Source organism: Pseudomonas sp. LTGT-11-2Z, from assembly GCF_003691445.1.
GTDB classification, from domain to species: Bacteria; Pseudomonadota; Gammaproteobacteria; order Pseudomonadales; family Pseudomonadaceae; genus Aquipseudomonas; species Aquipseudomonas monteilii.
This window is the reverse complement of sequence record NZ_CP033104.1, coordinates 3,516,291-3,539,422: the sequence shown is the minus strand read 5'-3', so window position 1 is coordinate 3,539,422 and position 23,132 is coordinate 3,516,291. Positions and strand designations below refer to the sequence as shown.

Below are 23,132 nucleotides of genomic sequence, written 5' to 3'. Positions count from 1 at the left end.
GCCCGCCACGACACCGAGGAGCGCCATGTCCATTCGTTCGAAGTTGCTGACCCTTGCCGCCGCTGCGCTGCTGGCCAGCCAGGCTGCCGCCAGCGAGCGCCTGACCCTGCGTATCGGCGACCAGAAAGGCAATATGCGCGCCCAACTGGAGGCCGCCGACGCCCTGCGCGATTTGCCCTATGACATTCACTGGGCTGAGTTTCCCGCCGCCGCACCGCTGGCCGAGGCGCTCAATGCCGGCGCCATCGACGCCGGCATCATCGGCGATGCGCCGCTGTTGTTCGTGCTGGCCTCGGGGGCGCCGGTCAAGGCCATCGCGGTGGACAAATCCGACCCCTATGGAACCGCGCTGCTGGTGCGCCCGGACGCTCAACTGCACAGCGCCGCCGACCTCAAGGGCAAGCGCATCGCCACCGGTCGCGGTTCGATCGGGCATCACCTGGCGCTCAAGGCGCTGGATCAGGTCGGCTTGAGCGAAAAGGACGTGGAGTTTCGCTTTCTTGGCCCGGTGGACGCCAAGATCGCCCTGGCCAACGGTTCGGTGGACGCCTGGTCGACCTGGGAGCCCTACACCGCGCTGGCCGAACTGAGCGGGCAGGGCAGGGTACTGGTGAACGGCCGCGGCCTGTCCAGCGGCAACAGCTTCCTCGCCGCCACCGACAAGGCCCTGGACGAACCTGCCCGACGCGCTGCGCTGCAGGACTACCTCAACCGTCTGGCCGGCGCCCAGGTGTGGGCCAACCAGCACCTGGACACCTACGCCAAGAACCTGGCCGCGATCATCGGCTTCCCCGAGGACGCCGCGCGCCTGCAATTCGAGCGACGCCAGTTGCGCTGGCAGGTGATTGACCCACGCACCGTGGCCGAACAACAGGAAACCGCCGACTTCTACCAGGCCCACGGCCTGATGAACCAACGCCTTGATGTGGCGCCGACCTTCGCCACCGGCTTTACCGTGCCGACCAACGCCAAGCTGGCCGCACAACCCTGACTCGGAGACCCGCCCCATGACCTTCAAACCCCTGCGCCGTGTGGCCCTGGTGCTGCTGGCCAGCGCCTTGCTGCCGAGCTTTGCCAGTGCCGAGCAGACCCTGCGCATCGGCTACCAGAAATCCTCGACCCTGCTGACCCTGCTCAAGGCCCGCGGCACCCTCGAACAACGCCTGCAAGCCGAGGGCATCCGCATTAGCTGGCACGAATTCCCCAGCGGCCTGCCGCTGCTGGAGGCACTGAACCTGGGTAATGTCGACCTGTCGGCGGACGTCGCAGATACCGTGCCGGTGTTCACCCAGGCCGCCGGCGCCAAGCTTACCTACTTTGCCCGGGAAACCCCTTCACCCACGGCCCAGGCGATCCTGGTGCCGGCAGACTCACCGCTCAAGACCCTGGCCGGCCTCAAGGGCAAGCGCGTTGCGGTGACCAAGGCCGCAGGCAGCCACTACCTGCTGATCCAGGCCCTGGCCAAGGCCGGGCTGACCTTCAAGGACATCACCCCGGCCTACCTGATTCCCGCCGACGGCCGAGCCGCCTTCGAGAACCACAAGGTCGATGCCTGGGTGACCTGGGACCCGTACGTGGCCAGTGCCCAGCGCCAGCAGAACGCGCGTATCCTGGCCGATGGCAGCGAGCTGGCCAGCTACCAGCGGTACTACCTGGCCGGGAGCGACTATGCCAAGACCCATCCCGAGGTGCTGCAGCAGGTGTACCTGGCTCTGCGCGAGGCAGGTGCCTGGACCAAGGCCAATCCGGCGGAGGCTGCGCGTATTCTCGGCCCATTGTGGGGCAACCTGGACAGCGCCACGGTGCAGCAGGCCAACGCGCGGCGCAGTTATGACGTGCAGCCGGTAAAGCTGGACAACCTGGCTGAGCAGCAGCGTATCGCCGATGCGTTCTATCGCGAGGGGCTGCTGCCAAAGGCGGTGGATGCCAGCTCGGTGAGCCTTTATGAGCCGGCACAGGACTAGCCATTGTTCTTAGGTCAAGCGTCACCGAACTGAAGACTGTGCGTGGAATTGTTGGGCAGCCTGCGCCTGTGGTCAGAAGTCGTAGGCGATTTTGCTGTACCAGAATCCGCCGCCAGGATGGAAAGGGGGGGATCCGTAGTTGTACTTGTAGGCAGCCTGGGTAATGCCGTTGTTGTCGGGGCGCACGTTGAACAGGTTGGTGCCGCCGATGCTGAGCGTCAGGCTGTCGAAAAACACGTAGGACAGGTCGAGGTCGGTGATCCACTTGGCGCCAAATGAACGGTCATTGGCCGCATTCTGTTGCCAGGTCTCGACCTTGCCGTAGCGGGTGGTTTGCAGGTTGGCGGCGAAGTTTCCAAGTGTCCAGTTCGCGCCCAGTATCCATTTGCTGCGCGGGGTGGCCGCCACCAGCAAACCCTCTGCGGCGTGACCAACGACACTGATGCCCGCATTCTGCAGTGCGGCCGGCGTACCGCGGCTGCCTTCGACGGTCGTCTTGTTGTAGTTGAAGGCCGCGCTCCAGCGCACATCGCCCCAGGCGCCGAACTGGCTGCTGTGATCGGCTACCAGGTCGATGCCACGCGTACGGGTATCGAAGGCGTTGGTGTAGTAACTGACCCAGGTATTGCGTGCCACGCCGACGGATTCGAGGATGTCGCCGATCGCGCCGTTGCCGTTGCTGCGGTCATACAGGTTTTCACTGAGCAGGATGCGGTCGTCGATGTCGATCACATAGGCGTCGGCGGTGAAGCTGGTACGCGCAGCTGGCTGCCAGGTGATACCAAGCCCTGCGTTACGCGATTTCTCTGGTTTCAGATCCGCTGCGCCCAAGGCTTGAGCTACCTGGCTGTCCGGCGTTGCGGTGTAACGCAGGGCGGGTACTGCGTTGCCATTGGCATCAGCCGCCGTACGGTTGTCCGTTACGGTGTAGCCGAGCTGGGTCAGAGAGGGCGCTCGGAAGCCGGAACCCAGGGTACCGCGGACGGCAACCTGGTCAGTAAGCGCGTAGCGGGAGTTCAGCTTGAAGCTGTAGGTGTTTTCCTTGATGTCATCATAATGTTCGGCGCGCCCGGCGAGGCCGATGTACCAACGTTGGGTGAGATCGAAGCCAAGATCCAGGTAGGCTGCAAAGTTGTTGCGTTTCAGATCGGCCTCGTCTTGCGGGCGGATGGCCAGCACGCCTTGGGCGCCCGTTGAAGGTTGGGAACCATTGGCGACATACAGCTGACTGCCCACCGGGAAGGTGTAGGGGCCGACGCTGTAGGCGCGTGGGTCATTCCCGGCAAATGTCCTGAAGCGCTCCCAGCGGTGCTCCAGTCCAACGGACACTTGGGTGGGGACGGACACACCGAAAAGCCCATCGAAGTGGCGCGTGATATCCAGGTTGTTGACCCACTGTTCGAACTGCAAGGTCGCCAGGTCATCCCACTTGGTCGGGGACTGGGGGCCATAGGTCGGGTTGGCAGTCAGGTCGCTGGCATGCTCGATCTTGTTCCGGCCATAGCTGGTGGACAGGTCCCAGTCCCACTCGGCCGCGTTGCCTTTACCCCCGAACAGGATCTGATAGTCGGTGTCCTTGAGGTTGTTCAAGGGGTAGTAGCCATCCGGAAACAGCTCCGGGATCGATGCCCCGCCGTTGGCCGCGCGCAACTGGTTGTTCGCTTCGGTCTTGCGCTCGCCATAGGTGGCATAGGAGTAGAGCTTGAGGTCGTCGGCCAATGGCAGCTCGGCATTGTAGGCCAGATTGAATGCTTTCAGATCCGGGTCGCCGTTCTTGGTGCTCACATGATCCCAGGCGGCTTGGCGATCATCCTCGAAAAACGCACGGACGCTGTCCGGTGACTTCCCAACCCACGTAGCGGTACCGCGTTTGCGGGCATCTGCAGACAGGTGCAGGAAGCCCCCGTCACCCAGCTCGAAACCATGATCGGCAGCGCTCTTGATGGTTTCACCCTGGCCCGAGAACAATTGACCGTAGCTGGCCTCGGCATGACCACCAGAAGCACTGCTCTTGAGGATGATATTGATGACCCCGGCTACTGCGTCCGAGCCGTATTGGGCTGCAGCGCTGTCCTTGAGCACCTCGATATGGTCGACGGCACTGATCGGGATCATGTCGATGTCGACAGCGTTGGCGCCACTGGTATCGATGCTGCCATTGGCGGGGGCAGCGCCGTTATGCCGACGTTTGCCGTTGACCAGTACCAGCGTGTAGGCCGGCCCAAGGCCGCGATTGCTGAGCGGGCGTACTTGCGAGTTGACCCCGGCGATGTTGGTGCCGAAGTTGAACGATGGCAGCAATTTCGATATGGCTTCCGACAGTTCCGCCCGACCGGTCTTGAGCAGTTGCTCGCTGTTGATGATGTCGATGGGCGCTGGGCTGTCGGCGACCGTACGTTGTTGCCCACGCAGGCCAGTGGAAATTACCGAGACGGTGTCGAGCCGAGTCTCCTCCTGCTCGGCTGCCTGCACTGAGAGTTGCGGCAGCGCCAGGCATGCGACGAGTGCTGTCAGCCCTGATCGCAGTGGAAAGGGCGGGCGTTGGTTCATGTTGAGCTTTCCTTGTGTTGGCAAGCGGCAATCAGGGGCCGCGTTTTGTTAAGCCAGCACTGGCCCTTGGTGCGGGTACAGGATGCTTAGTCCCGATACAGTGGGACGTGTTGTATGGTGGGTGGGTTGGCCTGAGCGTGGGGGTGTTGGCATGCAGCGTTGGTCCCTCATCACGGGTGTAGGGGGGCAGATCGCTGCGCCGCTCGCTTTAGCGCCCCAGCGTGATGAGGTGGCCGTGTAAGACCGTATTCTTATATTTTTCCTCTGTAAAAGGCTTTTTCGTTATAAGCTAATTATTACTAATACTGATTTATCGTTGTTTGAAATATGCAAAATTAGAATTTTAAACTTCTGGATGGCTAGCCTTCCTTGACCCGCACGATTCAGGGCTGCATCGATATGAATGTAACCCGGCTACGTTGACGGCGCATGGATGGGGACAGACAACAACAAATGGAAAGGTGCGTTATGAGTGGTGTTCTGATTGATGCAAGCCAGGCGACGTTGCTGGTTGTCGATGTGCAGGAAAAGCTGATAGGTGCCATGCATGAGGCCGAGCGCCTCACCGCACGGGTCGAGTGGCTGGTGGCTGCCTGCGCGCGGCTGGCCTTGCCGGTGGTGTTTTCCGAGCAGTATCCCAAGGGCCTCGGCCCGACCCTGGCACGGCTGAGGGAAGCCTGCGCTTCGGCGCCGGTGGTGGAGAAACTGCATTTTTCGTGCGTACCCGCCGAATGCCTGCCGCAGGCGATGATGCAGCGTGAGCAGGTCATTCTCTGTGGCATCGAATGCCATGTGTGCGTGCTGCAGACCGCACTCGACCTGCTGGCCGCCGGCAAGCAGGTGTTCGTGGTCGCTGACGCAACGTCGAGCCGCACAGCGGAAAACCACCTCGCGGCGCTTCAGCGCATGGCGGCGGCTGGCGTTCAGGTCGTCACCCGCGAAATGGTCGTGTTCGAACTACTGCGCAGTGCAAGCCACGAACAGTTCCGTGAAATCAGCAAAGCCTTCCTGGCGGGCGAGCAGCCTTAGCTGACCCATGCAGGGTAGCCTGGGTCGTTGTGCTGGCGGCAATCAGAAGCCTTCCAGCACAATCTTGCCGCGCGCTTTTCCACTTTCGATCATGGCGTGGGCGCGCTTGAGGTGCTCGGCGTTGATCGTACCGTAGTGCTCGCCGAGGGTGGTTTTGAGCACACCACTGTCGACCAGTTGCGCAACGCGATCGAGCAGTTGGTGCTGCTTGATCATGTCTTCGGTCTTGTACAAAGAACGCGTGAACATGAGCTCCCAGTGCAGCGACAGTGACTTGCGCTTGAGCGGCATGACATCCAGCTGCGCCGGGTCGTCGATCAACGCAAGCTTGCCTTGTGGGCGAAGCACTTCTACCAGTTGCGGCAGGTAGGTGTCGGTGTGGGTAAGGCTGATCACGTAATCGACCGGGCCCAGCTTGAGCGCCTCCAGCTGAAGCGGGAGCGACTCGGTGTGATCGATCACATGATGGGCGCCCAGTGCCTTTACCCACGCCTGGGTTTCGGGCCTTGACGCTGTGCCGATGACGGTCAGCCGAGTGAGTTTGCTGGCAAGCTGGACCAGGATGGAGCCAACCCCGCCACCGGCACCGACCACCAGAAGGCGCTGGCCTTCGCCACCGTTTTCTTCAACGCCCAGGCGGTCGAACAGCAGCTCCCAGGCGGTAATGGAAGTGAGGGGCAGGGCGGCGGCACTGGCATTGTCCAGGCTGCGAGGCTTGTGCCCGACGATGCGTTCATCCACCACATGCAGCTCGCTGTAGCTACCCGGGCGGTCAATGGCGCCGGCGTAGAAAACTTCATCGCCCGGACGGAACAATGTGACCTCAGGCCCGACCTCGCGGACAACGCCGACAGCGTCCCAGCCCAGCACCTGCGGCTGGTCACCGCCGCGGCTTGCACGGATTTTAGTATCAACCGGGTTGACGGCAATGGCCCTGACTTCGACAAGCAGGTCCCGGGCACCGGGTTTGGGGGTGGGCAGTTCCGCGTCGTACAGCGATTGTGGGGCGTGGATCGGCAAACCGGGTTGGGTGTAAACGACGGCCTTCATTGGCGCTACCTCCAGGGTGGTCGAAAAGTGCATTCAGGCTATGCGATTCGATTTGCTCAAAAAACAGCCTGAATGCAGTAAGACTTTCTCGTTTTCAATGAAAATGAACGGTGCGGCTTGGTTTCATCTTGATCACTAGGCCCTGTAGCGGGGCGCGAGCTGGTTGCTGGACAGTTGGCCGAACAAGGCCTGGCGGCTGGCTTCGTAATGCTCGAACGCTTGCAGGTCGTGTACCGAAGGCAGGGAGATCAGCACACCCTTGTCGAAGTCCTGCAGGGCGCCGTCCACCAGGTCCTCGGCCGACATCACGATGGCAGGGTCGAGGTTTTCGAGCGGCAACCCACCTGTCTGCCAGAGGTCAGTCGCCGTGGCCCCGGGCAGGACAGCCTGGACCTGGACGCCTTTGCCGGCCAGTTCCTTGTCAAGCGCCTGGGTGAACGCGGTGACATAGGCCTTGCTGCCGCCGTAGACGCCGTTAAGCAGTTCCGGTGCCAGGCTGACGATGGACGAAATGTTGATGACCGCGCCTTGTTTGCGCGCCACGAAGCCAGGCACAGCCGCGTAGGTGAGGCGGGTGAGGGCGGTCACGTTGAGGCTGATCATTTCGGCCATGCGCTCGACGTCACTTTCCAGCAGGCCGGTATGGGTACCGATACCCGCGTTGTTCACCAGCAGGCTGATGCTGGCGTCTTCGCGCAGTTTGCGTTCGACCTTGGCGAGGTCGGCTGCGTTGGCCAGGTCGGCCGGGAACACTTCCACGTTCTGGCGGGTTTCGCTGGTTAGCCGGGCGGCCAGTGCGTTAAGGCGTTCGCGGTTGCGTGCTACCAGCACCAGGTCATAGCCACGTCGGGCCAGATGGTCTGCGTAGATCGAGCCGATGCCGGTGGAGGCGCCGGTGATGAGCGCGGTGCCTTTGAATTGCTGCGTCATGGTGATGCTCCTGTGTTTGGGTGTGGAGCCATCATGCAAAATGTATTTTGTGACTTAAATGACGTATATGATACGTTTTCAGGACATCGCAAAGAGGGCTTCAATCATGCACCGGGTTGGCTACCTGATACCCGAAGGCTTCCAGGTCATGTCCCTGGCAACACAAACCGTATTCGAATTCGCCAATATCGTGGCGGGCGAAGCGGTTTACAGGATCGAGAATTTTTCCATCGGGGGTGGCACGGTGCGTTCTTCCCTGGGGATGCATATCGACACGTTGCCATTGAGCGCACCGGGCCTGGCCGACACCTGGATGGTCGCCGGTACGCTGACCCCGCTCACGCCCCCCAGTGAAGAGGTACTCGCCAGCGTGCGTGGATTCGTCGACGGTGCGCGCCGCACCGCAGGCCTTTGTACCGGCTGCTTCATGCTGGCGCAGGCCGGTGTGCTGGATGGCCGGCGCGCCACCACCCACTGGGCTTATGCAAACAAGCTGCGCGAGTTGCACCCGAAGATCGACGTCGAGGAAGACCGGATTTTCATTGTCGATGGGCCGGTATGGACGTCCGCCGGCATGACCGCCGCCCTGGACATGGCGCTGGGCATGGTCGAAAAAGACCTGGGCACCGAGCTGGCAAGGTCGGTGGCGCACAAGATGGTCATGCACCAACGCCGCTCTGGTGGGCAATCCCAGCATTCCGAACTGTTATCGCTTTCGCCCAAGTCGGACCGTATCCAGAGCGCGCTGGATTACGCCCGCAAACACCTCAGCCGCCCGCTAAGTGTGGAGGAACTTGCCGATGTGGTGCACCTGAGCCCGAGGCAATTCACCCGTGTATTCACCGCTGAGACCGGTGAGTCACCCGCCAAGGCCGTTGAGCGCCTGCGGCTGGAGGCAGCCCGTTTGATGATAGAGCAGAGCCGGCATAGCCTGGATGTTGTAGCCAGGGAGACCGGGTTCAGGGACCGCCGGCACCTGCGAGAAGTGTTCATGCGTGGGTTTGGTGTGCCTCCACAGGCTGTGCGCAGGGATGCCAGGAGGTTAGTGTCCATTTGATAGTGGGCGCTAGGGTGGCGGGGTGTTAACACCCTGATGCCGCAAGATAAAAATAGGTGCGTGCCTCACTTGCGGGCCGCCAGGACTCGGCGCACCCGCAGGAGGTGACTGGCAGGCTAACCGGCGTTCAAAGGCTTGGCGTTAGCGGCCTTTCTCATGCTTATGGCCCCCCACAACAGCCCGACTGTTGCTGCAATGAGCGAGCCGGTAAGGATGCCGAGCTTGGCTGCACCCAGTGAACCTGGGTCAACAAAGGCGAGGTTGGCGATAAAGATCGACATGGTGAAACCGATGCCTGCCAGCAAGCCGATCAAGGTAATGCCACGCCAGGTGACACCCTTGGGCAGTGCACACCAACCCAGGCGAACCATCAGCCAGCTGATGCCGACGATGCCCAGGGGTTTGCCCAGGACAAGTGCCAGGGTGACAGCGAGCATGACGTGGTATGGCCCTTCGGAGGACAGGTCGACCCCAGACAGCCCGACCCCGGCATTGGCCAGCGCGAACAGGGGCATTATCACGAAGGCGACCCAGGGGTGCAGTGCACTCTGTACCCGCACCACAGGCGGTACCAGGTCACGCTGGGCAAGCCGCAGGCGTTTCAGCGGGTCGATCAGGCTGCTGCTGTCTTGCTCTGGCGCTTTTGCACTGCCGAGCAAATCGTTGGAGAACCGCTTGACGGTGTCCACAGGGCGCTCACCCATGGGGGCTGAGCGCACGGGTGTCATGAGCCCAAGCACCACACCCGCCAGTGTGGGGTGGGCGCCGGTCATCAGCACGCCGAGCCAGGTAATGGCGCCCGGAATAACGTACGCATAGGCCGAACCAACGCCGATCTTCTGCAACCCGACAACCAGCAGGATGCCAATGATGGCAACGCCAAAGCCGGTGTAGTCCAGGCCCCCGGAATAGAAAATGGCAATGATCAGCACCGCGATGATGTCGTCGATGATCGCAAGTGCCAGCAAGAAGATACGCACGTTGGACGGGATCGATTTACCGAGCAAGGCGAGCACGCCAACCGCGAAGGCGATGTCGGTGGCCGTGGGGACAGCCCAGCCGTTCTGTTCTTGCGGGGCATGCGCGAACGCTAGGTAAATCAGGGCGGGTACAACCACGCCGCCAACGGCTGCCGCCATGGGCAAGGTGGCCTGGCGCAGGCTCGCCAGCGCGCCTTCGTGAATTTCTCGACGGATCTCCATGCCGACCACCAGGAAGAAGATGGTCATGAGGCCGTCATTGATCCAGAAGTGCAGGGATTGCGAGAAGACCATCGACCCCACACCGAACGTTAGCGATGTGTGCCAGAGCGTATCGTAGCTATCCGCGAGGGAAGAGTTTGCCCAGGCGAGTGCAGCCAGGGCGGCTATGAGCAGTACGACACCACTCACGGCCTCGACATGCAGGTAGCGTTCAAGCGTGTCGAACGCGCGACGGGCCAGTTGTTGGGCGAGGGGAATTCGAATTTTTTGCATAGGCACAAGCAACCCCGCAAGGCGGCCCGACCTGCGCTGTTCTTTAACCTGCGTCGCTGCCTCATGCAGCTAGCACCCGGGGGGAGTCTATCATCCAAAACGCGGTTTTGCGGTGATAGATTGTGACGCTCCTTTTCCGCAGCTCAGGAGCAAGTGGCGTGCGTTGTGGAAGACGGCGGAAGAACAACTGTCACTCAGCCCCGCGCTAACTGAAGCAGAAGCAAAGGTTAACGCTTGCCAGGGTTGTCAGGCCAAAAAGAGCGGGGCTGGCACCGACCTCGGCCCACGCCCTTCAGAGCAGAATGTAGTCGCTGAACTGTCGGACACCCGCATGCTCGCCCTTGACCAGATGCACATAGCGGCCTGCCACCAAGTCGACCGGCAGGCAATCGTCGACATCCAGCACAGCGTCGATATGTGGCTTGAGCCAATCTTCTGCCATGCGTTGCTTGCCCAGGCGCTTGGCCTCGGCCTTGTCGACAGCCGCCACCAGCAGGTACCGGTGAGCTTCGCCGAAGACCTGCCGTTCATAACCGCCCAGGTTCAGGAAAAACAAGCGCATGGCGCCGGGGCCGGGGGCTACTTGGCTCAGTTCGACACGGTAGCCATCGACCCCGCCGACTTCCAGCCAGGAGTCGATGTGCAGGCCTTGTGCGCTGCCGAACCAGGCTTCGCGCAATTGGGGATGGAGCTGTTCCAGGGTGTCGGCCTGGGCGAAGACCACATCGTGGACTTCGATACGGGCTCGAGGGTGGCGACCGCCGAGCATGACGATGTAGAGCATGAGTAATCCTTTGGGGCAGCATCAAGCGCTGTAGTGTGAACACCCTAGCGCTGTTCGCCAAGCGCACAATCCGTCGGCACGGCGCCGTTCAGCACGCGTCATAGCAGCCAAGGAAAGGCAGCGCCTGGCAGGCCGGGATCCTTCAGGATCGATGCACTGCTGGCAATGTCCGGCGCCAGCCAACGGTCCTGGGCATAGGCCGGCACCCGTTCGCGCAACAACCGCCAGGCTACGTGGGTCCCTGCGCCAAAGCGCTGCTCCTTGAGGAACTCGAATGCCTGGGCCGCCAACAGGTATTCGATGGCAAGGATCTGTGTACAGTTTTCCAGGGCGCGGTGCAGCTTCAAGCCGGCGTTGGTGCCCATGCTCAGGTGATCCTCCTGCAGACCAGAGGTGACGTAGTTGTCGACGACTGCCGGTTGTGCGAGCTGACGGTTTTCTGCACACAGTGAAGCAGCCACGTACTGGACAATCATCATGCCCGAGTTCACACCCGGTTGGCTGACCAGGAAAGCCGGCAAGCCGCTGACCAACGGGTTGATCAGGCGATCGAGTCGGCGCTCGGCAATCGCCCCGATTTCGGCCACCGCGATGGCCAGCAAGTCGGCCGCCATGGCCACCGACTGGCCGTGCGGATTCGCCTGGGACACCACCCGATACGACTCGGGTGTACCGAGCAACATGGGGTTGTCGGTCGTTGAGTTGAGTTCGGTTTCGATCTGCCGCGCAGCGTGATCCAGCTGATCGCGCGCGGCGCCATGAACCTGCGGAATCGAGCGAATGCTCAAGGCGTCCTGGGTGCGAATGCCATGGCTATTGGCAATTATTTCGCTGCCGTCGAGCAGGCGACGCAAGTTACTGCCCACGCGCTGCATGCCGGGGTGCGGTTTCATCGCGATAATTTCGGGGTCGAAGGCGTCGAGTTGACCCCGCAGGGCCTCGAAGCTCATGGCGCCGATAACGTCCGCCCATTGGCTCAGGCGCGTGGCGTCGTCCAAAGACAGGCAGCTCAGGCCCGTCATGCAAGGAGTACCGTTGACCAGGCACAGGCCATCCTTGGCGCCCAGTTTGACCGGCGCCAGGCCGACCTCGGCCAAGGCTTGCCGGGCCGGCACGATCTGGCCGCGATAACTGACCTGGCCGACGCCCAGCAAGCTGATGCTGATATGTGCCATGTGGGTCAGATACCCCACAGACCCCTGTTTCGGAACCTGCGGGGTGATGTGCTGGTTAAGCAAGGTCAGCAGCGCCTCGACCACCTTGCGCTGAAGGCCGGAACGGCCCTGGCAGAAATTGATGATCGCTGCGCACATGATCGCGCGGGTCTGTTCGTCTGACAGCGCTGTGCCCACGCCACAGGCATGGCTGAGCAAGGTGTTGTGCGACAGCTGGCTGAGTTGTTCGTCCTGCAACGAGACATTGCACAAGGCGCCAAGCCCGGTGTTGACGCCATAGGCGCGTTCACCGCTGGACACGATGCGCCGGACAATCGCCTGGGCGTTATCAATCCGCGCCCAGGCCGATGGAGCCAGCTCAAGCTTCGCCCCGTGTCGGGCCACTGCCACCACGTCCTGCCAGCGAACTGGCGCGTCGGCGATGATGATCTTTTCGGCAAGTGACATACACGCGGTTCCTTAAAGCGAAGCTACACGGCGCTGCACGAAACGGTCTACGTATTCGTCCGCAGGCTGGTAGAGGATTTCTTTCGGCGTGCCGACCTGGATCAGGCGACCGTCCTTGAGAATGGCAATCCGGTTGCCGATACGCACCGCCTCGTCCAGGTCGTGCGTGATGAAGACGATGGTCTTGTGCAGGGTCTTTTGCAGTTCCAGCAACTGGTCTTGCATCTCGGCGCGAATGAGCGGGTCAAGGGCACTGAAGGCTTCGTCCATCAGGATGATGTCGGTGTCGGCGGCCAACGCACGGGCCAGGCCGACGCGCTGACGCATGCCGCCTGATAACTGGTGCGGGTACGATTTTTCGTAACCCTTCAGGCCCGCGGTGTTGATCCAGTGCAGGGCACGCTCGGTGCACAAGGGCTTGCTCTCGCCACGGACTTTCAGCCCGTAAGCGACGTTGTCCAGCACAGTGCGGTGCGGCAACAGGCCGAAGCTCTGGAACACCATGCTGATCTTGTGCCGGCGGAATTCGCGCAGGGCTTGCAGGTCGTATTGCAGAATGTCTTTGCCATCGACCAGGATCTCACCGCTGGTCGGGTCGATCAGACGGTTGAAGTGACGCACCAGGGTTGACTTGCCCGAGCCCGACAGCCCCATGATCACGAAGATTTCACCGCTGCCGATGGACAACGACAGATCGTTGACCCCGACCACGCAGCCGGTTTCGGCCAGGACCTGATCTTCGGTTTTTTTCTGGCGGATCAGTTGCAGGGCATCTTCGGCTCGGGCACCGAATACCTTGAAGACATTTTTGACTTCGATCTTGTTCATAGTCTGCTTGGCGCTCATTTGCCCACCCCATGCCGTGGCCGGCCATAGGCCTGGGTAATGCGGTCGATCACAACCGCCAGAATCACAATGGCCAGGCCCGCTTCAAGGCCGCGGCCCACGTTCAGGGTCTGGATGCCGACCAGGACGTCTTCACCCAGGCCACGGGCACCGATCATCGACGCGATGACCACCATCGACAGGGCCATCATGGTGGTCTGGTTGATACCGGCCATGATGCTCGGCAACGCCAGTGGCAGCTGCACGCCGAACAGTTGTTGCATGCGATTGGCACCGAATGCATTGATCGCCTCCATGACCTCGCCATCCACCTGGCGAATGCCCAGGTCGGTCAGGCGAATCAGCGGCGGGGCGGCATAGATGACGGTGGCAAAGATCGCCGGCACCTTGCCCAGGCCGAACAGCATCAATACCGGAATCAGGTACACGAAGCTGGGCATGGTTTGCATGATGTCGAGCAGCGGCATCAACACCGCCCGCAGGCGATCGTTGCGCGCCGACAGGATACCCAGCGGAATGCCGACCAGGACCGATATCAGCGTTGCCACCAGCATCAGCGCCAGGGTCTGCATCAGCTTGTCCCAGAGCCCGACCGCACCGACCAGAAAGAGCAAGCCGACGATCACGGCAGTGGGCACGACCTTGCGGGTGGCGTGCCAGGCAATACCGGCGACGATGGCCAGCATCAGCCACCAGGGTGTTGCGCGCAGCAGGCCTTCGAGGTTGACGATGGCCCACAACAAGGTGTCGGAGATGTGCCGGAACACGTCACCGTAGTTGGTTACAAGCGCGTCGACCCAGCCATTGACCCAGTCGGCAATGGAAAACGTGAAGTTTTTGGGAAACATGGAATTCTCTCGAGCAAGTGTATGAAGCGGACTGTCGTGTCTTACCCGGCAGGCGCCGGAGGAGCCCACACGCTCAGAGTGCCGCGTCTACCTTTTTGGCTGCGTCTTCGCTGACCCAGCTGTGCCAGACTTCGGGGTGTTCCTTGAGGAACAACCTGGCCAGTTCCGGCGACTCGATACGTTCCTTGGTCATGCGCCCCAGGTTCTGGTTAAGTAGATCGACCGGCAAATTGACCTTTTCCAGCACCGCCACCAGTTCAGGCGCCTGCTCGTGGAAGGCCTTCGATACACCCACCTTGATGGTCAGGGCTTTGTTCACGCCCGGCTTTTCGTCCAGCTTGACCAGGTTCAGCTGGCCCATCAGCGGCGTCGGCGACCAGTAGTAGAACAGGATGGGCTCGCCACGTTTGTAGCTCGACAGTACGGCAGCATCCAGTGCCGGGCCGGTGCCAGGGCGGAAGTTGGTATAGGTGCTTTCCAGGCCGTAGCTTTTCAGCATCTCGCTGTTGTCCAGCTCGCAGGTCCAGCCGGCCGGGCAATTGTAGAAGCGCCCCTTGTCCGGCTCTTCGGGGTCCTTGAATACCTGGGCGTATTGCCCCAGGTCGGCGATGTTCTTGAGGTTCGGTGCCTTGGCTTCAAGTTTGCGCTGGGCATCGCCCTCAATCACATAACGCGGTACATACCAGCCTTCGACCGCGCCAACGACCGGCGAACCGATGCCAACCACCTTGCCGGCAGCCGCAGCCTTGTTCCACACCTCGCTGCGCCCCACCCACTCTTCGGCAAATACCTGAATATCGTTGCTGCTCAGTGCGTTTTCCATGGAGATGGAGTTACCTGGCAGGCTATCGGTATCGCAGCCATAACCATGCTTCAGCACGAACTGCATCACGTCAGTGAGCAGCATCCCGCTTTCCCAGTTCAAACCGGCGAACTTCACCGGTTTGCCAGACTCGCACCAACCCGCTGCCTGGCTGGTGTCAGCCGCTGCCAGCAGCCCGAAAGATAGTGTCGTGGTCAACAGAGCCTTTGTAATTTTCATTGTGACGCTCCCAAACAAGAATGGAGTGCGGCAGTTGAGGGCATCCGGCCCCAAGAGGGTCGCCAAACTGGCTGATAAGCCTTGTAATCGGCGTTGGCGTGGCACTTCTGATCGGTGGCCACTGCGCAGGAGAAATATTTCACAACCTCAAAAAAGGATAAAATAATATGTGCTGATGTATCACCACGGAAAAAACTATGAAGTTCACACTGCGTCAGCTTCGCTATGCGCTAGCAGCGGCCAAGCACGGTAACCTGACGACCGCTGCCATGGAGCTTCATGTTTCACAGCCTTCCATCTCGGCGGCCATCACCGAACTGGAAGAGGTGTTGGGCCAATCCATTTTCGTGCGCCAACGTGGCCTCGGCATATCGCTGACCCCATTCGGTCGTACCGTCATGGTCCAGGCTCGTCGCGTTCTGGCAGAGGCTCGGACCTTTGCCGAGATCAATGCCAATGCAGGGGAGTGCGTCGGCGAACTGGTGGTCGGATGTTTTGAAGACCTGGCGCCCTATTGCCTGCCACAAATTGTGCGGCGGATGCAGGAGTCCTGCCCAAGGGTCACTGTCGATATGCGCGAAGGCAGCTTCGATTATGTTGGCAAGCGGCTGGGTGAAGGGGCGATAGAGTTGGCAATCACCTACGATCTGGGTTTGCCGCCGAATACGCAATGCACCCAGTTGTGTGAACTGACTGCTCAGGTACTGCTGTCGGCCGATCACCCGTTGGCCAAGGAGTCGCGTGTCAGTCTCAAGGCGTTATCCGAACATACGCTGGTCGTTACCGATCAGGTCCACAGTTGGCAGCATGTGTTGGACCTGTTCAGCTTTTACGATCTTGCACCCGCCGTTGTGCACCGTGTGCGCACGTTCGAGTTGCAGCGTAGCCTCGTCGCCAATGGGTTTGGCGTGGCGCTGATTTATACCCGGCCGTTTGGTGACCGCAGTTATGATGGCCAAGCGCTGGTCTGCAGGCCGACTGAGGAGAAATTGCCAACGCATAGCATTGTGCTGGCGCATGATCAGCGCTATCCGCTGACGCCTTCGGCCGAGGCGTTCAAGGAGCTGGCGGTGGCATGGTTTGCGGAACGACCGTCGTTTGCATCCGAGTGAACAGCGGGTGGGGCGAGTGAATTGCAGTCATCGGGAGGCACGCGTTTCATGCTTTGGACGGCTGTGGCGCTTTCTTGCCCAGTTGGATCAGCTCGTTGGAGAAGCACAGGCCGAAGAGAATCAGCCCGGCCCCCAGGTACAACGTGTCCCGCGGTACTTCATTGAGCACCACGAACGCCAGCAGTGTGGCAAACAGCGGTTCGGTCAGCTCCAGTGCCTGGACTTGCGAGGGTTTCAGGTACTCGATGGCCTTGGTGGTACAGAAGAAGCCGAGGATGGTCGGCAACGCGGCCAGCGCCAGCAGTGCCATGACTGCCACCAGCGACAGCTCTCCCACGATGAACCCATCGCTCGCAGCTGGCATCAGCAGGTAGAGGCTGCCGAAAAACAAGAGTTGCCGAGTAAAATGTAGCCCCCCGGAAACGCCCATACGCTTCATGGCAACCGAAAATGCGCCATAACCGCAGCCTCCGATCGCAGCGAGCACTGCACCTTGCAGCGTGAAGCCTTGTTCCAGGTCGGCGCCAAAAATCACGGCAATGCCGGCGATGGTCAAACCGGCGCCCACCGTCGCGTTGGCGGTGATCGGGTCCTTGAGGATTAGTCGTCCCAGTAATATCGAAGAAATGGAGGCGCTTGCCATCAGGATCACCACGACGCCTGCCGCAGCGTAATGGCCATACGCCGAGGTTTCAAAGTGGAACAACACAAAAATGCCTAGAAAAGCGCAAACGGCGGCATGTATCCACTTGGCCGTATGCAGGGGCCGCTTGAGAAACAGTAGTAATGCTGACAGCAACAGGCAGCCGAGGACTGTTTTTATCAGGGCGATGGTGCTGGCGGTGAATCCACTGTTCATCAACACTTTGCTGAGTACGCCGATCGTTGCATTCAGTGCCGCAGCGCACAGTGCAAAGAGTACGCCTTTGCCGAAATGAGATTGCATTTGTACATTCCTTGTTATTGGCTTCATGCCTTCGTCCGGTCGACACGCTTTAATTAACCAGGCGGTCAAAAAGTAATCAGTCGGTTTATGCGCAATAATATAACATCGAAGTTGCTGGAGTGTCCGGCAGAATTACGCGTTCTTTCAGCCCCCCGTTTGTTATCTTCCAGCAAGTTTTTCAGAACTGTGAGCCTGACGATTGGGCATGTAGCCCTGGACGTAGCGCACGGTCTTTTCCAACGTTCGCGCCATGTCGGGATGTGCCAACTGATACTTGAGTTCAAGTTGTTGACTGTCACTCATGTCGAAGCGCTGCGTCTGGACAAAGTTCAGTGACTCGGCGCTGATCGATAATCGGGTGGCCAGTCCGGGAATCGTCAATAGCCACTTCAGCAATCCTATAGGTACATGGCGGCGGGGAGCTTTTATATTCAGCGTTTGTGCCAATTGTTCGAGCATACCCTGCAGGTTCGGCGTGTGCTCATACAGCGCCAGCACCTGCCGGTTGGCCATTGACGGGTCGAACGCCACGCAGGTCATCATCTTTACCAGGTAATCGACGCTGACCAATGGCAACCAGTGCCTGGCGGAACCAGGAACAGCCTTGAACCGGCCCAGTGCCAGATTTCGAATGAGATCTACCAGAGGTTGTCCTTCAGGGATGTGCCCACTCTCGCTGTGACCACACACCGTAGCGGGATGAACGATCGCGTAATCTGCGCCTACCTCCTGCATGTAACGGATGACGGCGAAATGGGACTCCAGCTTGCTGCCTTCGTAGCCACCCACACGGCCGTAGACTGCAGGCCAATGGGTGTTTTCAGAGTGCTCGTTATCAACCCCTATACTTGCAAGATGGCTAAGGTTCTGCAGCATATAACCGCCCACCATCAGCAAGCGCATGCGCTGGCTCGCCGCGAGCCTGGCGACGTTCAGCGCCCCTTGTACATTGACTGCGCGGGCCTGCTCCATTGTCAGACCCCAGGTAAACTGTGCTGCGAGGTGGAAGACCACAGCGGCTGAAGCTACGCATTGCCTGTCTGCTTCGCTGAGTCCAAGCCCATCCCTGCTGATATCCCCTTCAACTGCACTTACATATGCAGGGTTTCCTCCCAGTTGCCCTACTTGCTCTTTGAGGCGTCCGATATTTTCAGGGTTGCGCATGAGCACCCAGGTCTTATGCCCTGTCGCGGTAAGATGGGCCAGCAGATGTTGACCCACAAACCCACTGCCGCCGGTGACGAAGCATTCCACGCTCATATCTTAATCCTTGTCTGGATGATCGGCGCAGGCTAAGGTGTAGAGCGTACTCTACAGTCAAGGAGTTTTTACTGTGAAGGTTGGAGAGTTGGAGCGCCGGAGTGGAGTGGGCCGCCATACATTGCGCTATTACGAGCAACTCGGGCTTATCGTGGCCCATCGTCAGGCCAACAACTACCGCAGCTACAGCGACCAGACCGTTGTTGATCTGGCCTTTATTCAAAGTGCCCAGAGCGGCGGCTTTTCGCTCGCCGAGATCGGTGAAATCCTTGCGGCCAAGCGGGGCAATACGCTCGATTGTGCGCAAGGCGCGATGTTGGTAGCCAGCAAGATGGCCGACATTCAAGCGGAGATCACCACGCTGCAAGCCGCCTATGCCCTTCTGGGCGCGGAGCGCGCAAAGCTTGAAGCCAGTGCCGTTGCCAACGGGCTGACCATTGCTCACCTTCCTGCGATTTAGCATACCGCAACGCTGCAGCTGGTTTATTCGCAATTATTTCTCATTTACACTTGTGTCTTGTTTCGGAGCCTACCTCTTATCCAGGATGCATCGTGCCGTTCGATCCCGCCAAACCGACGCTGCTGTCTACCTTGGTACGTCACTATGACGATCTGGTGGACCACATTCGCCGACGCTTCCGCGACAGAAGCATGGCGCGTGATGTTGTGCATGACGTGTGCGTGCAGTTGCTTGAGCGCGGTGAGAAAGAAGACGTTCGAACCCCATTGGCCTTGCTACGAAAAATCTCCCACGACACCGCCATGAGTCGCTATCGTAGCGATCGCCGCCGAGGCGCCTGGGTAGAGGCAATCTCCGAGCTGCCTGAGGTGGCCTGCCCGGCAGCCACCCCGATGACCAGGTATGACAGCGAGCGCGAGTTTCAATTGCTCGTCGACGCGATCACAGACCTCCCACCTCGCTGCCAAGCTGTTTTCGTCATGCACAAGATTCACCAAATCCCCCAGGCAGAAGTAGCCACTCGCCTCGGTATTTCAATCAAAACTGTGGAAAAGCACCTGCGCCTGGGGCTGGCGGCATGCAGGCAACGGCTTGGGCGCGATGAGGTGCACCCATGACGAAGCAACCCGAACAGGTGCCACTGGACGAGGCTCTTGGGCGACATCGTGAAGAGCTCAAGCAGCTGTTCCCCATGCCGCCGTCCAGGCCTGCGCCCTCGAAGGCAGCAAAGTCGGCAGGTATCACGCTGGCGGTTGCGATCGCCTGTGCAGGCTTGGCCTGGCTGAACCCTGCCTACAAGAGCGAGCGTTTCGCTACCGCCATTGGTGAGCGGCGTGCTGTGCTGCTGAACGATGGAAGCAAGCTGCTGCTCGACAGTGCCACGCATGTCGATATCAGCTGGCGTCTGCTCAGCCGCGACGTCGACCTGCGCGCAGGGCAGGCGCTTTTCGATGTCTCCTCGGCCGTGTATCGCCCCTTTGTAGTGTCCGCTGGCCTGGCGAAGGTCGAGGTGCTCGGTACGCTGTTCAATGTCCGCCGCCTGGATAACGACGCGGTGCGTGTGACCCTGGCCCGTGGACGCGTGGACGTCACCGCTACAGCTGCAGAACACGCGCCGGTCACCCTCAGGCCAGGGCAACAGGTCGACTCGATTGGCGGGCAACTGATGCCGGTTGCGAAGGTCGACGCCTTGAAGGCGATGGCCTGGAAAGATGATCGCATCGTGTTCGAGCAGACGTCGCTGGATGAAGCGGTGTCGTTGCTGCGTCACTATCGCAAGGCATCCATTGAGCTGAGCGACCCAAGCTTGGCTGCACTCAAGGTGACAGGGGTCTTCGAGGCGCACAATGTCGACCGACTGCTGGATCTGCTACCGAGCATCCTGCCCGTCGCCGTGTTGAAAACAGAGGATGGCAGCGTCAGGATTCAACGTAAATCGGCAATAAAATAATGCTCATGCGCAGGTAGGGTTTCTCGATTCCCATGGCGGCTATTGAAAAAAAGCCCAACCAACAAAGGAACTCGAGACGTGCATTTTCCCCTCCGCAGTCGCCAACTACGCCTGTCATTGCTCGCCAGTAGCCTGCTCATCGCAATGTCGGCCCAGGGCCGGGAAAAGGTGAGCGTGGATCTCCCCGCCGCGCCGCTGGGGGAGGCCATCAACGCCCTTGCGCAGCAGTCTTCGGTACAGGTCATCTTTGCCAGCGATCTCGGTGCAGGCCGAAACGCGCCTGCGGTGAAAGGGCGGTTCACACCTGAGGAAGCGCTTCAAACGCTGCTCAAGGACAGTGGCTTGCAGGTACAGGCCAAGGATGAGCGTACGTTCGTCATCGTCGCGCAGGGTGCCCCTGCATCCAGCCTCGTGACCCAGAGCGTGCCCGTGGAAATGGCGCAGATGGAAATCACCGCCTCGCGCACCAGCAGCAGCCTGGTTTCCGCAACGCGGCAATCCACCGTTCTTGAGCATGAACAACTGCAGGAGCTGCGCCAGGGTTCAGAGAGCCTGGCCACGGTACTGGCCAAGGCGATTCCGGGCATGTCCGACTCCAGCCGCACCATCACCGAGTATGGCCAGACCCTGCGCGGGCGCAGCATGTTGGTCATGGTCGACGGGGTGCCGCTCAATACCAACCGCGACTCTTCGCGCAACCTGGTCAACATCGACCCGGCGCTGATCGAACGGGTCGAAGTCATCCGTGGCAGCAGCGCCATCTACGGCAGCGGCGCCACGGGGGGCATCATCTCCATCACTACACGGCCTGCCGGTGGTGAAAACCGTGCCGAAACCAGCCTGAGCGCTACCTCGCCACTTACCCGCCTGGGCAGCGATGGCCTGGGGGGCCAGTTCCAGCAGTATTTCGCGGGCTCTCAGGGAGCGGTGGACTACGCGTTCGACTTCGGCACCCGCCACATCGGTGCCTCGTACGATGCGCATGGCGGCCGGATCGCCCCGGAGCCCAGTCAAGGCGACCTGTTCGATTCGAACATCTACAACATCGGCGGCAAGCTGGGGCTGCACATCGACGAGAACCAGCGAATCCAGCTTGCAGTCAGCCACTACGATGCACGCCAGGACAGCGACTACGCTACAGACCCGAGCGTCGCGAAACTCCCCGCAGGCTCTGTGCCGGCCAATGCGATCAAGGGCCTGGATCTTGATGAACAGAACCGCATTCGCAACACGTTGGTGAACCTGGAGTACGAGAATCTCGACATTCTCGGCAGCCGGCTTTCTGCCCAGATGTACTACCGGGACTATTTCACCCGCTTCACGCCGTTCGACGCCCGGGCCGTTGCCACTCGCGGCGGCAACGTGGACCAGATCATGCAGAACAGCGAAGTGTTCGGCAGCCGGCTGACCCTGCGCACGCCGCTTGGCGAAAGCGGGAGTACCGAGCTGGTGTGGGGTGGCGACTATAACCAGGAGCGCAGCGACATGCCGCTCGATGTCTTCGACCCTGCGGTTTATGACGCCAGTGGCGGCCTGGTCTTCGACAAGACCGGCAAGCTCACCTACATGCCCCCGCTGAGGACTCGAAGCGCCGGTGCGTTCGCCCAGCTACAGCATCGTTTTGATGAGCATTGGTCTGTCGACGGCGGCCTGCGCTACGAATACTCCACTGCCGAATTCGATGACTTCGTTCCCTTGTCCGAATCCACGGCTGCCTCCCCGGTGGCGGTGAAGGGGGGCGAAGTTCATTACGATGCGCTGCTGTCGAACCTGGGCATCGTCTACTCACCGGTACTCGGCCAGGAGATCTACGCCTCTTTCAGCCAGGGCTTCCAATTGCCCGACGTGGGTATTCAATTGCGCAATGCCCGCCGTGGTTTCGACATCGGCGCATCGAACCTGGAACCGGTCAAAACCAACAACTATGAGCTTGGCTGGCGAGGAGAGCTGGGCAGCAACACCCTCGGCACCTTGGCGCTGTTCTACACCACCTCCAAACTGGGGGATGTGCAGAGTTTCAACAATGGCCTGATTCTGACCCGCACCAAGGAGCGCATCTACGGAGCTGAAGCCAGTGCAGATTGGCTGTCGGACGATGCGGTGTGGGGCGCAGGGGGGAGTGCGACCTGGATGCGCGGACGAGAAAAACCGGACGGCAAAGGCTGGCAAGACATGACCGGCTATCGCGTTCCACCCCTGAAGCTGACCGCCTACGTCCAGTACAAACCGACACTGGAGTGGAGCAACCGCTTGCAAGCTACGTTCTTCGACGCCAAGGACTATAGGCTCGATGGCGTGGACAGCTTTGGTCGGCATCAAGTGAGTAGCTATACAACAGTGGACCTGGTCAGCCAGTACCAGATATCCGCTGACGACAAGGTAAGCGTCGGCATCCAGAACCTGTTCAATCGCGACTACTACCCGCTCTACAGTCAATTGCTGCGCAATAACAACAACACCAGCCACTTGCCAGCACCCGGCACTGTGTTGACTGCCAGTTATACGCACAATTGGTAAGGTGGTGAACATCACCGGGCCGGTATCGAGCCCGGTGGTCGTTTACAGGGCGAGACGCTTGGTGGAACGTGATGCAGTAACCTTGCAGTGCTCGCAGTCATACGCTTTATTAACCGGCCTCGGAAAACGCTACCATGCCCATCGAGATCGAACGAACGCGAGCCTGTGAAGAGCGCTGCACCGGCAGAGA

At 60.4% G+C, this 23,132-nt stretch carries 20 protein-coding genes; 9 read left to right on the top strand and 11 right to left on the bottom strand.

The annotated features are described in order from the left end of the window. Nucleotides 1–25 precede the first annotated feature (25 nt). Nucleotides 26–991 carry an ABC transporter substrate-binding protein gene (locus D8767_RS16480; protein WP_016714254.1) on the top strand — a complete coding sequence of 322 codons (966 nt, stop codon included), beginning with the start codon at nucleotides 26–28 and terminating at the stop codon, nucleotides 989–991. 16 nt (nucleotides 992–1,007) lie between these two features. Continuing rightward, nucleotides 1,008–1,964, top strand: coding sequence for an aliphatic sulfonate ABC transporter substrate-binding protein (locus tag D8767_RS16475; protein WP_016714253.1), 957 nt, complete (start codon nucleotides 1,008–1,010; stop codon nucleotides 1,962–1,964). 72 nt (nucleotides 1,965–2,036) lie between these two features. Here the strand turns inward: D8767_RS16475 and D8767_RS16470 are convergent, their stop codons facing one another. Continuing rightward, entirely contained in the window at nucleotides 2,037–4,514 is a 2,478-nt protein-coding gene (locus D8767_RS16470; RefSeq protein ID WP_016714252.1) for a TonB-dependent siderophore receptor, read from the bottom strand. A gap of 468 nt (nucleotides 4,515–4,982) precedes the next feature. Here D8767_RS16470 and D8767_RS16465 point away from each other — a divergent pair, with 468 nt between their 5' ends. Next, nucleotides 4,983–5,543: a hydrolase gene (locus D8767_RS16465; protein WP_016714251.1), complete on the top strand. Its 561-nt coding sequence runs from the start codon at nucleotides 4,983–4,985 to the stop codon at nucleotides 5,541–5,543. 42 nt (nucleotides 5,544–5,585) lie between these two features. On the opposite strand, the gene D8767_RS16460 is transcribed toward D8767_RS16465, so the two are convergent. Together D8767_RS16460 and D8767_RS16455 are read right to left on the bottom strand one after the other, a co-directional pair. Next, entirely contained in the window at nucleotides 5,586–6,593 is a 1,008-nt protein-coding gene (locus D8767_RS16460; RefSeq protein WP_016714250.1) for a zinc-binding alcohol dehydrogenase family protein, read from the bottom strand. A gap of 135 nt (nucleotides 6,594–6,728) precedes the next feature. Next, nucleotides 6,729–7,523, bottom strand: coding sequence for an SDR family oxidoreductase (locus D8767_RS16455; protein WP_016714249.1), 795 nt, complete (start codon nucleotides 7,521–7,523; stop codon nucleotides 6,729–6,731). Between the two features lie 106 nt (nucleotides 7,524–7,629). On the opposite strand from D8767_RS16455, the gene D8767_RS16450 reads away from it, so the two are divergent. Next, nucleotides 7,630–8,580, top strand: coding sequence for a GlxA family transcriptional regulator (locus D8767_RS16450; protein ID WP_019096431.1), 951 nt, complete (start codon nucleotides 7,630–7,632; stop codon nucleotides 8,578–8,580). Between the two features lie 116 nt (nucleotides 8,581–8,696). On the opposite strand, the gene nhaA is transcribed toward D8767_RS16450, so the two are convergent. The 6 genes from nhaA to D8767_RS16420 all read right to left on the bottom strand — a co-directional run bounded on the left by nhaA (nucleotide 8,697) and on the right by D8767_RS16420 (nucleotide 15,197). Continuing rightward, nucleotides 8,697–10,055 (bottom strand): Na+/H+ antiporter NhaA, encoded by a 1,359-nt coding sequence (nhaA, locus tag D8767_RS16445; protein WP_016714247.1) that lies wholly within the window; start codon nucleotides 10,053–10,055, stop codon nucleotides 8,697–8,699. 292 nt (nucleotides 10,056–10,347) lie between these two features. Further along, nucleotides 10,348–10,839: a DUF1543 domain-containing protein gene (locus tag D8767_RS16440; RefSeq protein WP_016714246.1), complete on the bottom strand. Its 492-nt coding sequence runs from the start codon at nucleotides 10,837–10,839 to the stop codon at nucleotides 10,348–10,350. Between the two features lie 98 nt (nucleotides 10,840–10,937). Continuing rightward, nucleotides 10,938–12,461, bottom strand: coding sequence for a histidine ammonia-lyase (gene hutH / locus D8767_RS16435; RefSeq protein ID WP_016714245.1), 1,524 nt, complete (start codon nucleotides 12,459–12,461; stop codon nucleotides 10,938–10,940). Between the two features lie 12 nt (nucleotides 12,462–12,473). Further along, the gene (locus tag D8767_RS16430; protein WP_121757653.1) at nucleotides 12,474–13,307 is read right to left on the bottom strand and encodes a glycine betaine/L-proline ABC transporter ATP-binding protein; all 834 of its coding nucleotides are present in this window, start codon (nucleotides 13,305–13,307) and stop codon (nucleotides 12,474–12,476) included. Further along, complete coding sequence (locus D8767_RS16425; protein ID WP_016714243.1) at nucleotides 13,304–14,155, bottom strand: proline/glycine betaine ABC transporter permease; 852 nt, start codon at nucleotides 14,153–14,155, stop codon at nucleotides 13,304–13,306. Before D8767_RS16425 ends, D8767_RS16430 begins: the two co-directional genes overlap by 4 nt. 73 nt (nucleotides 14,156–14,228) lie before the next feature. Continuing rightward, nucleotides 14,229–15,197 (bottom strand): ABC transporter substrate-binding protein, encoded by a 969-nt coding sequence (locus D8767_RS16420; protein ID WP_016714242.1) that lies wholly within the window; start codon nucleotides 15,195–15,197, stop codon nucleotides 14,229–14,231. Between the two features lie 197 nt (nucleotides 15,198–15,394). Between D8767_RS16420 and D8767_RS16415 the strand changes: the two genes are divergently transcribed. Further along, on the top strand, nucleotides 15,395–16,309 hold the full coding sequence (locus tag D8767_RS16415) for a LysR family transcriptional regulator (protein WP_016714241.1): 915 nt from the start codon (nucleotides 15,395–15,397) through the stop codon (nucleotides 16,307–16,309). Nucleotides 16,310–16,355: 46 nt separating this feature from the next. On the opposite strand, the gene D8767_RS16410 is transcribed toward D8767_RS16415, so the two are convergent. Continuing rightward, complete coding sequence (locus D8767_RS16410) at nucleotides 16,356–17,255, bottom strand: DMT family transporter (RefSeq protein ID WP_016714240.1); 900 nt, start codon at nucleotides 17,253–17,255, stop codon at nucleotides 16,356–16,358. 159 nt (nucleotides 17,256–17,414) lie between these two features. Then, nucleotides 17,415–18,515, bottom strand: a complete 1,101-nt coding sequence (locus D8767_RS16405; protein ID WP_016714239.1) for an SDR family oxidoreductase — start codon at nucleotides 18,513–18,515, stop codon at nucleotides 17,415–17,417. A 73-nt stretch (nucleotides 18,516–18,588) separates the two neighbouring features. Here D8767_RS16405 and D8767_RS16400 point away from each other — a divergent pair, with 73 nt between their 5' ends. The 4 genes from D8767_RS16400 to D8767_RS16385 all read left to right on the top strand — a co-directional run bounded on the left by D8767_RS16400 (nucleotide 18,589) and on the right by D8767_RS16385 (nucleotide 22,942). Next, nucleotides 18,589–18,975 (top strand): MerR family transcriptional regulator, encoded by a 387-nt coding sequence (locus tag D8767_RS16400; RefSeq protein WP_016714238.1) that lies wholly within the window; start codon nucleotides 18,589–18,591, stop codon nucleotides 18,973–18,975. 92 nt (nucleotides 18,976–19,067) lie between these two features. Continuing rightward, on the top strand, nucleotides 19,068–19,592 hold the full coding sequence (locus D8767_RS16395; protein ID WP_016714237.1) for an RNA polymerase sigma factor: 525 nt from the start codon (nucleotides 19,068–19,070) through the stop codon (nucleotides 19,590–19,592). Continuing rightward, nucleotides 19,589–20,425 carry a FecR family protein gene (locus D8767_RS16390; RefSeq protein ID WP_016714236.1) on the top strand — a complete coding sequence of 279 codons (837 nt, stop codon included), beginning with the start codon at nucleotides 19,589–19,591 and terminating at the stop codon, nucleotides 20,423–20,425. Before D8767_RS16395 ends, D8767_RS16390 begins: the two co-directional genes overlap by 4 nt. Before the next feature lie 78 nt (nucleotides 20,426–20,503). Continuing rightward, complete coding sequence (locus D8767_RS16385) at nucleotides 20,504–22,942, top strand: TonB-dependent receptor (RefSeq protein WP_016714235.1); 2,439 nt, start codon at nucleotides 20,504–20,506, stop codon at nucleotides 22,940–22,942. Nucleotides 22,943–23,132 lie beyond the last annotated feature (190 nt).

What these genes read in the sequence shown, in the direction of transcription:
- D8767_RS16480 (WP_016714254.1), top strand. Translation starts at nt 26, where the DNA reads ATGTCCATTCGTTCGAAGTTGCTGACCCTTGCCGCCGCTGCGCTGCTG.
- D8767_RS16475 (WP_016714253.1), top strand. Translation starts at nt 1,008, where the DNA reads ATGACCTTCAAACCCCTGCGCCGTGTGGCCCTGGTGCTGCTGGCCAGC.
- D8767_RS16470 (WP_016714252.1), bottom strand. Translation starts at nt 4,514, where the DNA reads ATGAACCAACGCCCGCCCTTTCCACTGCGATCAGGGCTGACAGCACTC.
- D8767_RS16465 (WP_016714251.1), top strand. Translation starts at nt 4,983, where the DNA reads ATGAGTGGTGTTCTGATTGATGCAAGCCAGGCGACGTTGCTGGTTGTC.
- D8767_RS16460 (WP_016714250.1), bottom strand. Translation starts at nt 6,593, where the DNA reads ATGAAGGCCGTCGTTTACACCCAACCCGGTTTGCCGATCCACGCCCCA.
- D8767_RS16455 (WP_016714249.1), bottom strand. Translation starts at nt 7,523, where the DNA reads ATGACGCAGCAATTCAAAGGCACCGCGCTCATCACCGGCGCCTCCACC.
- D8767_RS16450 (WP_019096431.1), top strand. Translation starts at nt 7,630, where the DNA reads ATGCACCGGGTTGGCTACCTGATACCCGAAGGCTTCCAGGTCATGTCC.
- nhaA (WP_016714247.1), bottom strand. Translation starts at nt 10,055, where the DNA reads ATGCAAAAAATTCGAATTCCCCTCGCCCAACAACTGGCCCGTCGCGCG.
- D8767_RS16440 (WP_016714246.1), bottom strand. Translation starts at nt 10,839, where the DNA reads ATGCTCTACATCGTCATGCTCGGCGGTCGCCACCCTCGAGCCCGTATC.
- hutH (WP_016714245.1), bottom strand. Translation starts at nt 12,461, where the DNA reads ATGTCACTTGCCGAAAAGATCATCATCGCCGACGCGCCAGTTCGCTGG.
- D8767_RS16430 (WP_121757653.1), bottom strand. Translation starts at nt 13,307, where the DNA reads ATGAGCGCCAAGCAGACTATGAACAAGATCGAAGTCAAAAATGTCTTC.
- D8767_RS16425 (WP_016714243.1), bottom strand. Translation starts at nt 14,155, where the DNA reads ATGTTTCCCAAAAACTTCACGTTTTCCATTGCCGACTGGGTCAATGGC.
- D8767_RS16420 (WP_016714242.1), bottom strand. Translation starts at nt 15,197, where the DNA reads ATGAAAATTACAAAGGCTCTGTTGACCACGACACTATCTTTCGGGCTG.
- D8767_RS16415 (WP_016714241.1), top strand. Translation starts at nt 15,395, where the DNA reads ATGAAGTTCACACTGCGTCAGCTTCGCTATGCGCTAGCAGCGGCCAAG.
- D8767_RS16410 (WP_016714240.1), bottom strand. Translation starts at nt 17,255, where the DNA reads ATGCAATCTCATTTCGGCAAAGGCGTACTCTTTGCACTGTGCGCTGCG.
- D8767_RS16405 (WP_016714239.1), bottom strand. Translation starts at nt 18,515, where the DNA reads ATGAGCGTGGAATGCTTCGTCACCGGCGGCAGTGGGTTTGTGGGTCAA.
- D8767_RS16390 (WP_016714236.1), top strand. Translation starts at nt 19,589, where the DNA reads ATGACGAAGCAACCCGAACAGGTGCCACTGGACGAGGCTCTTGGGCGA.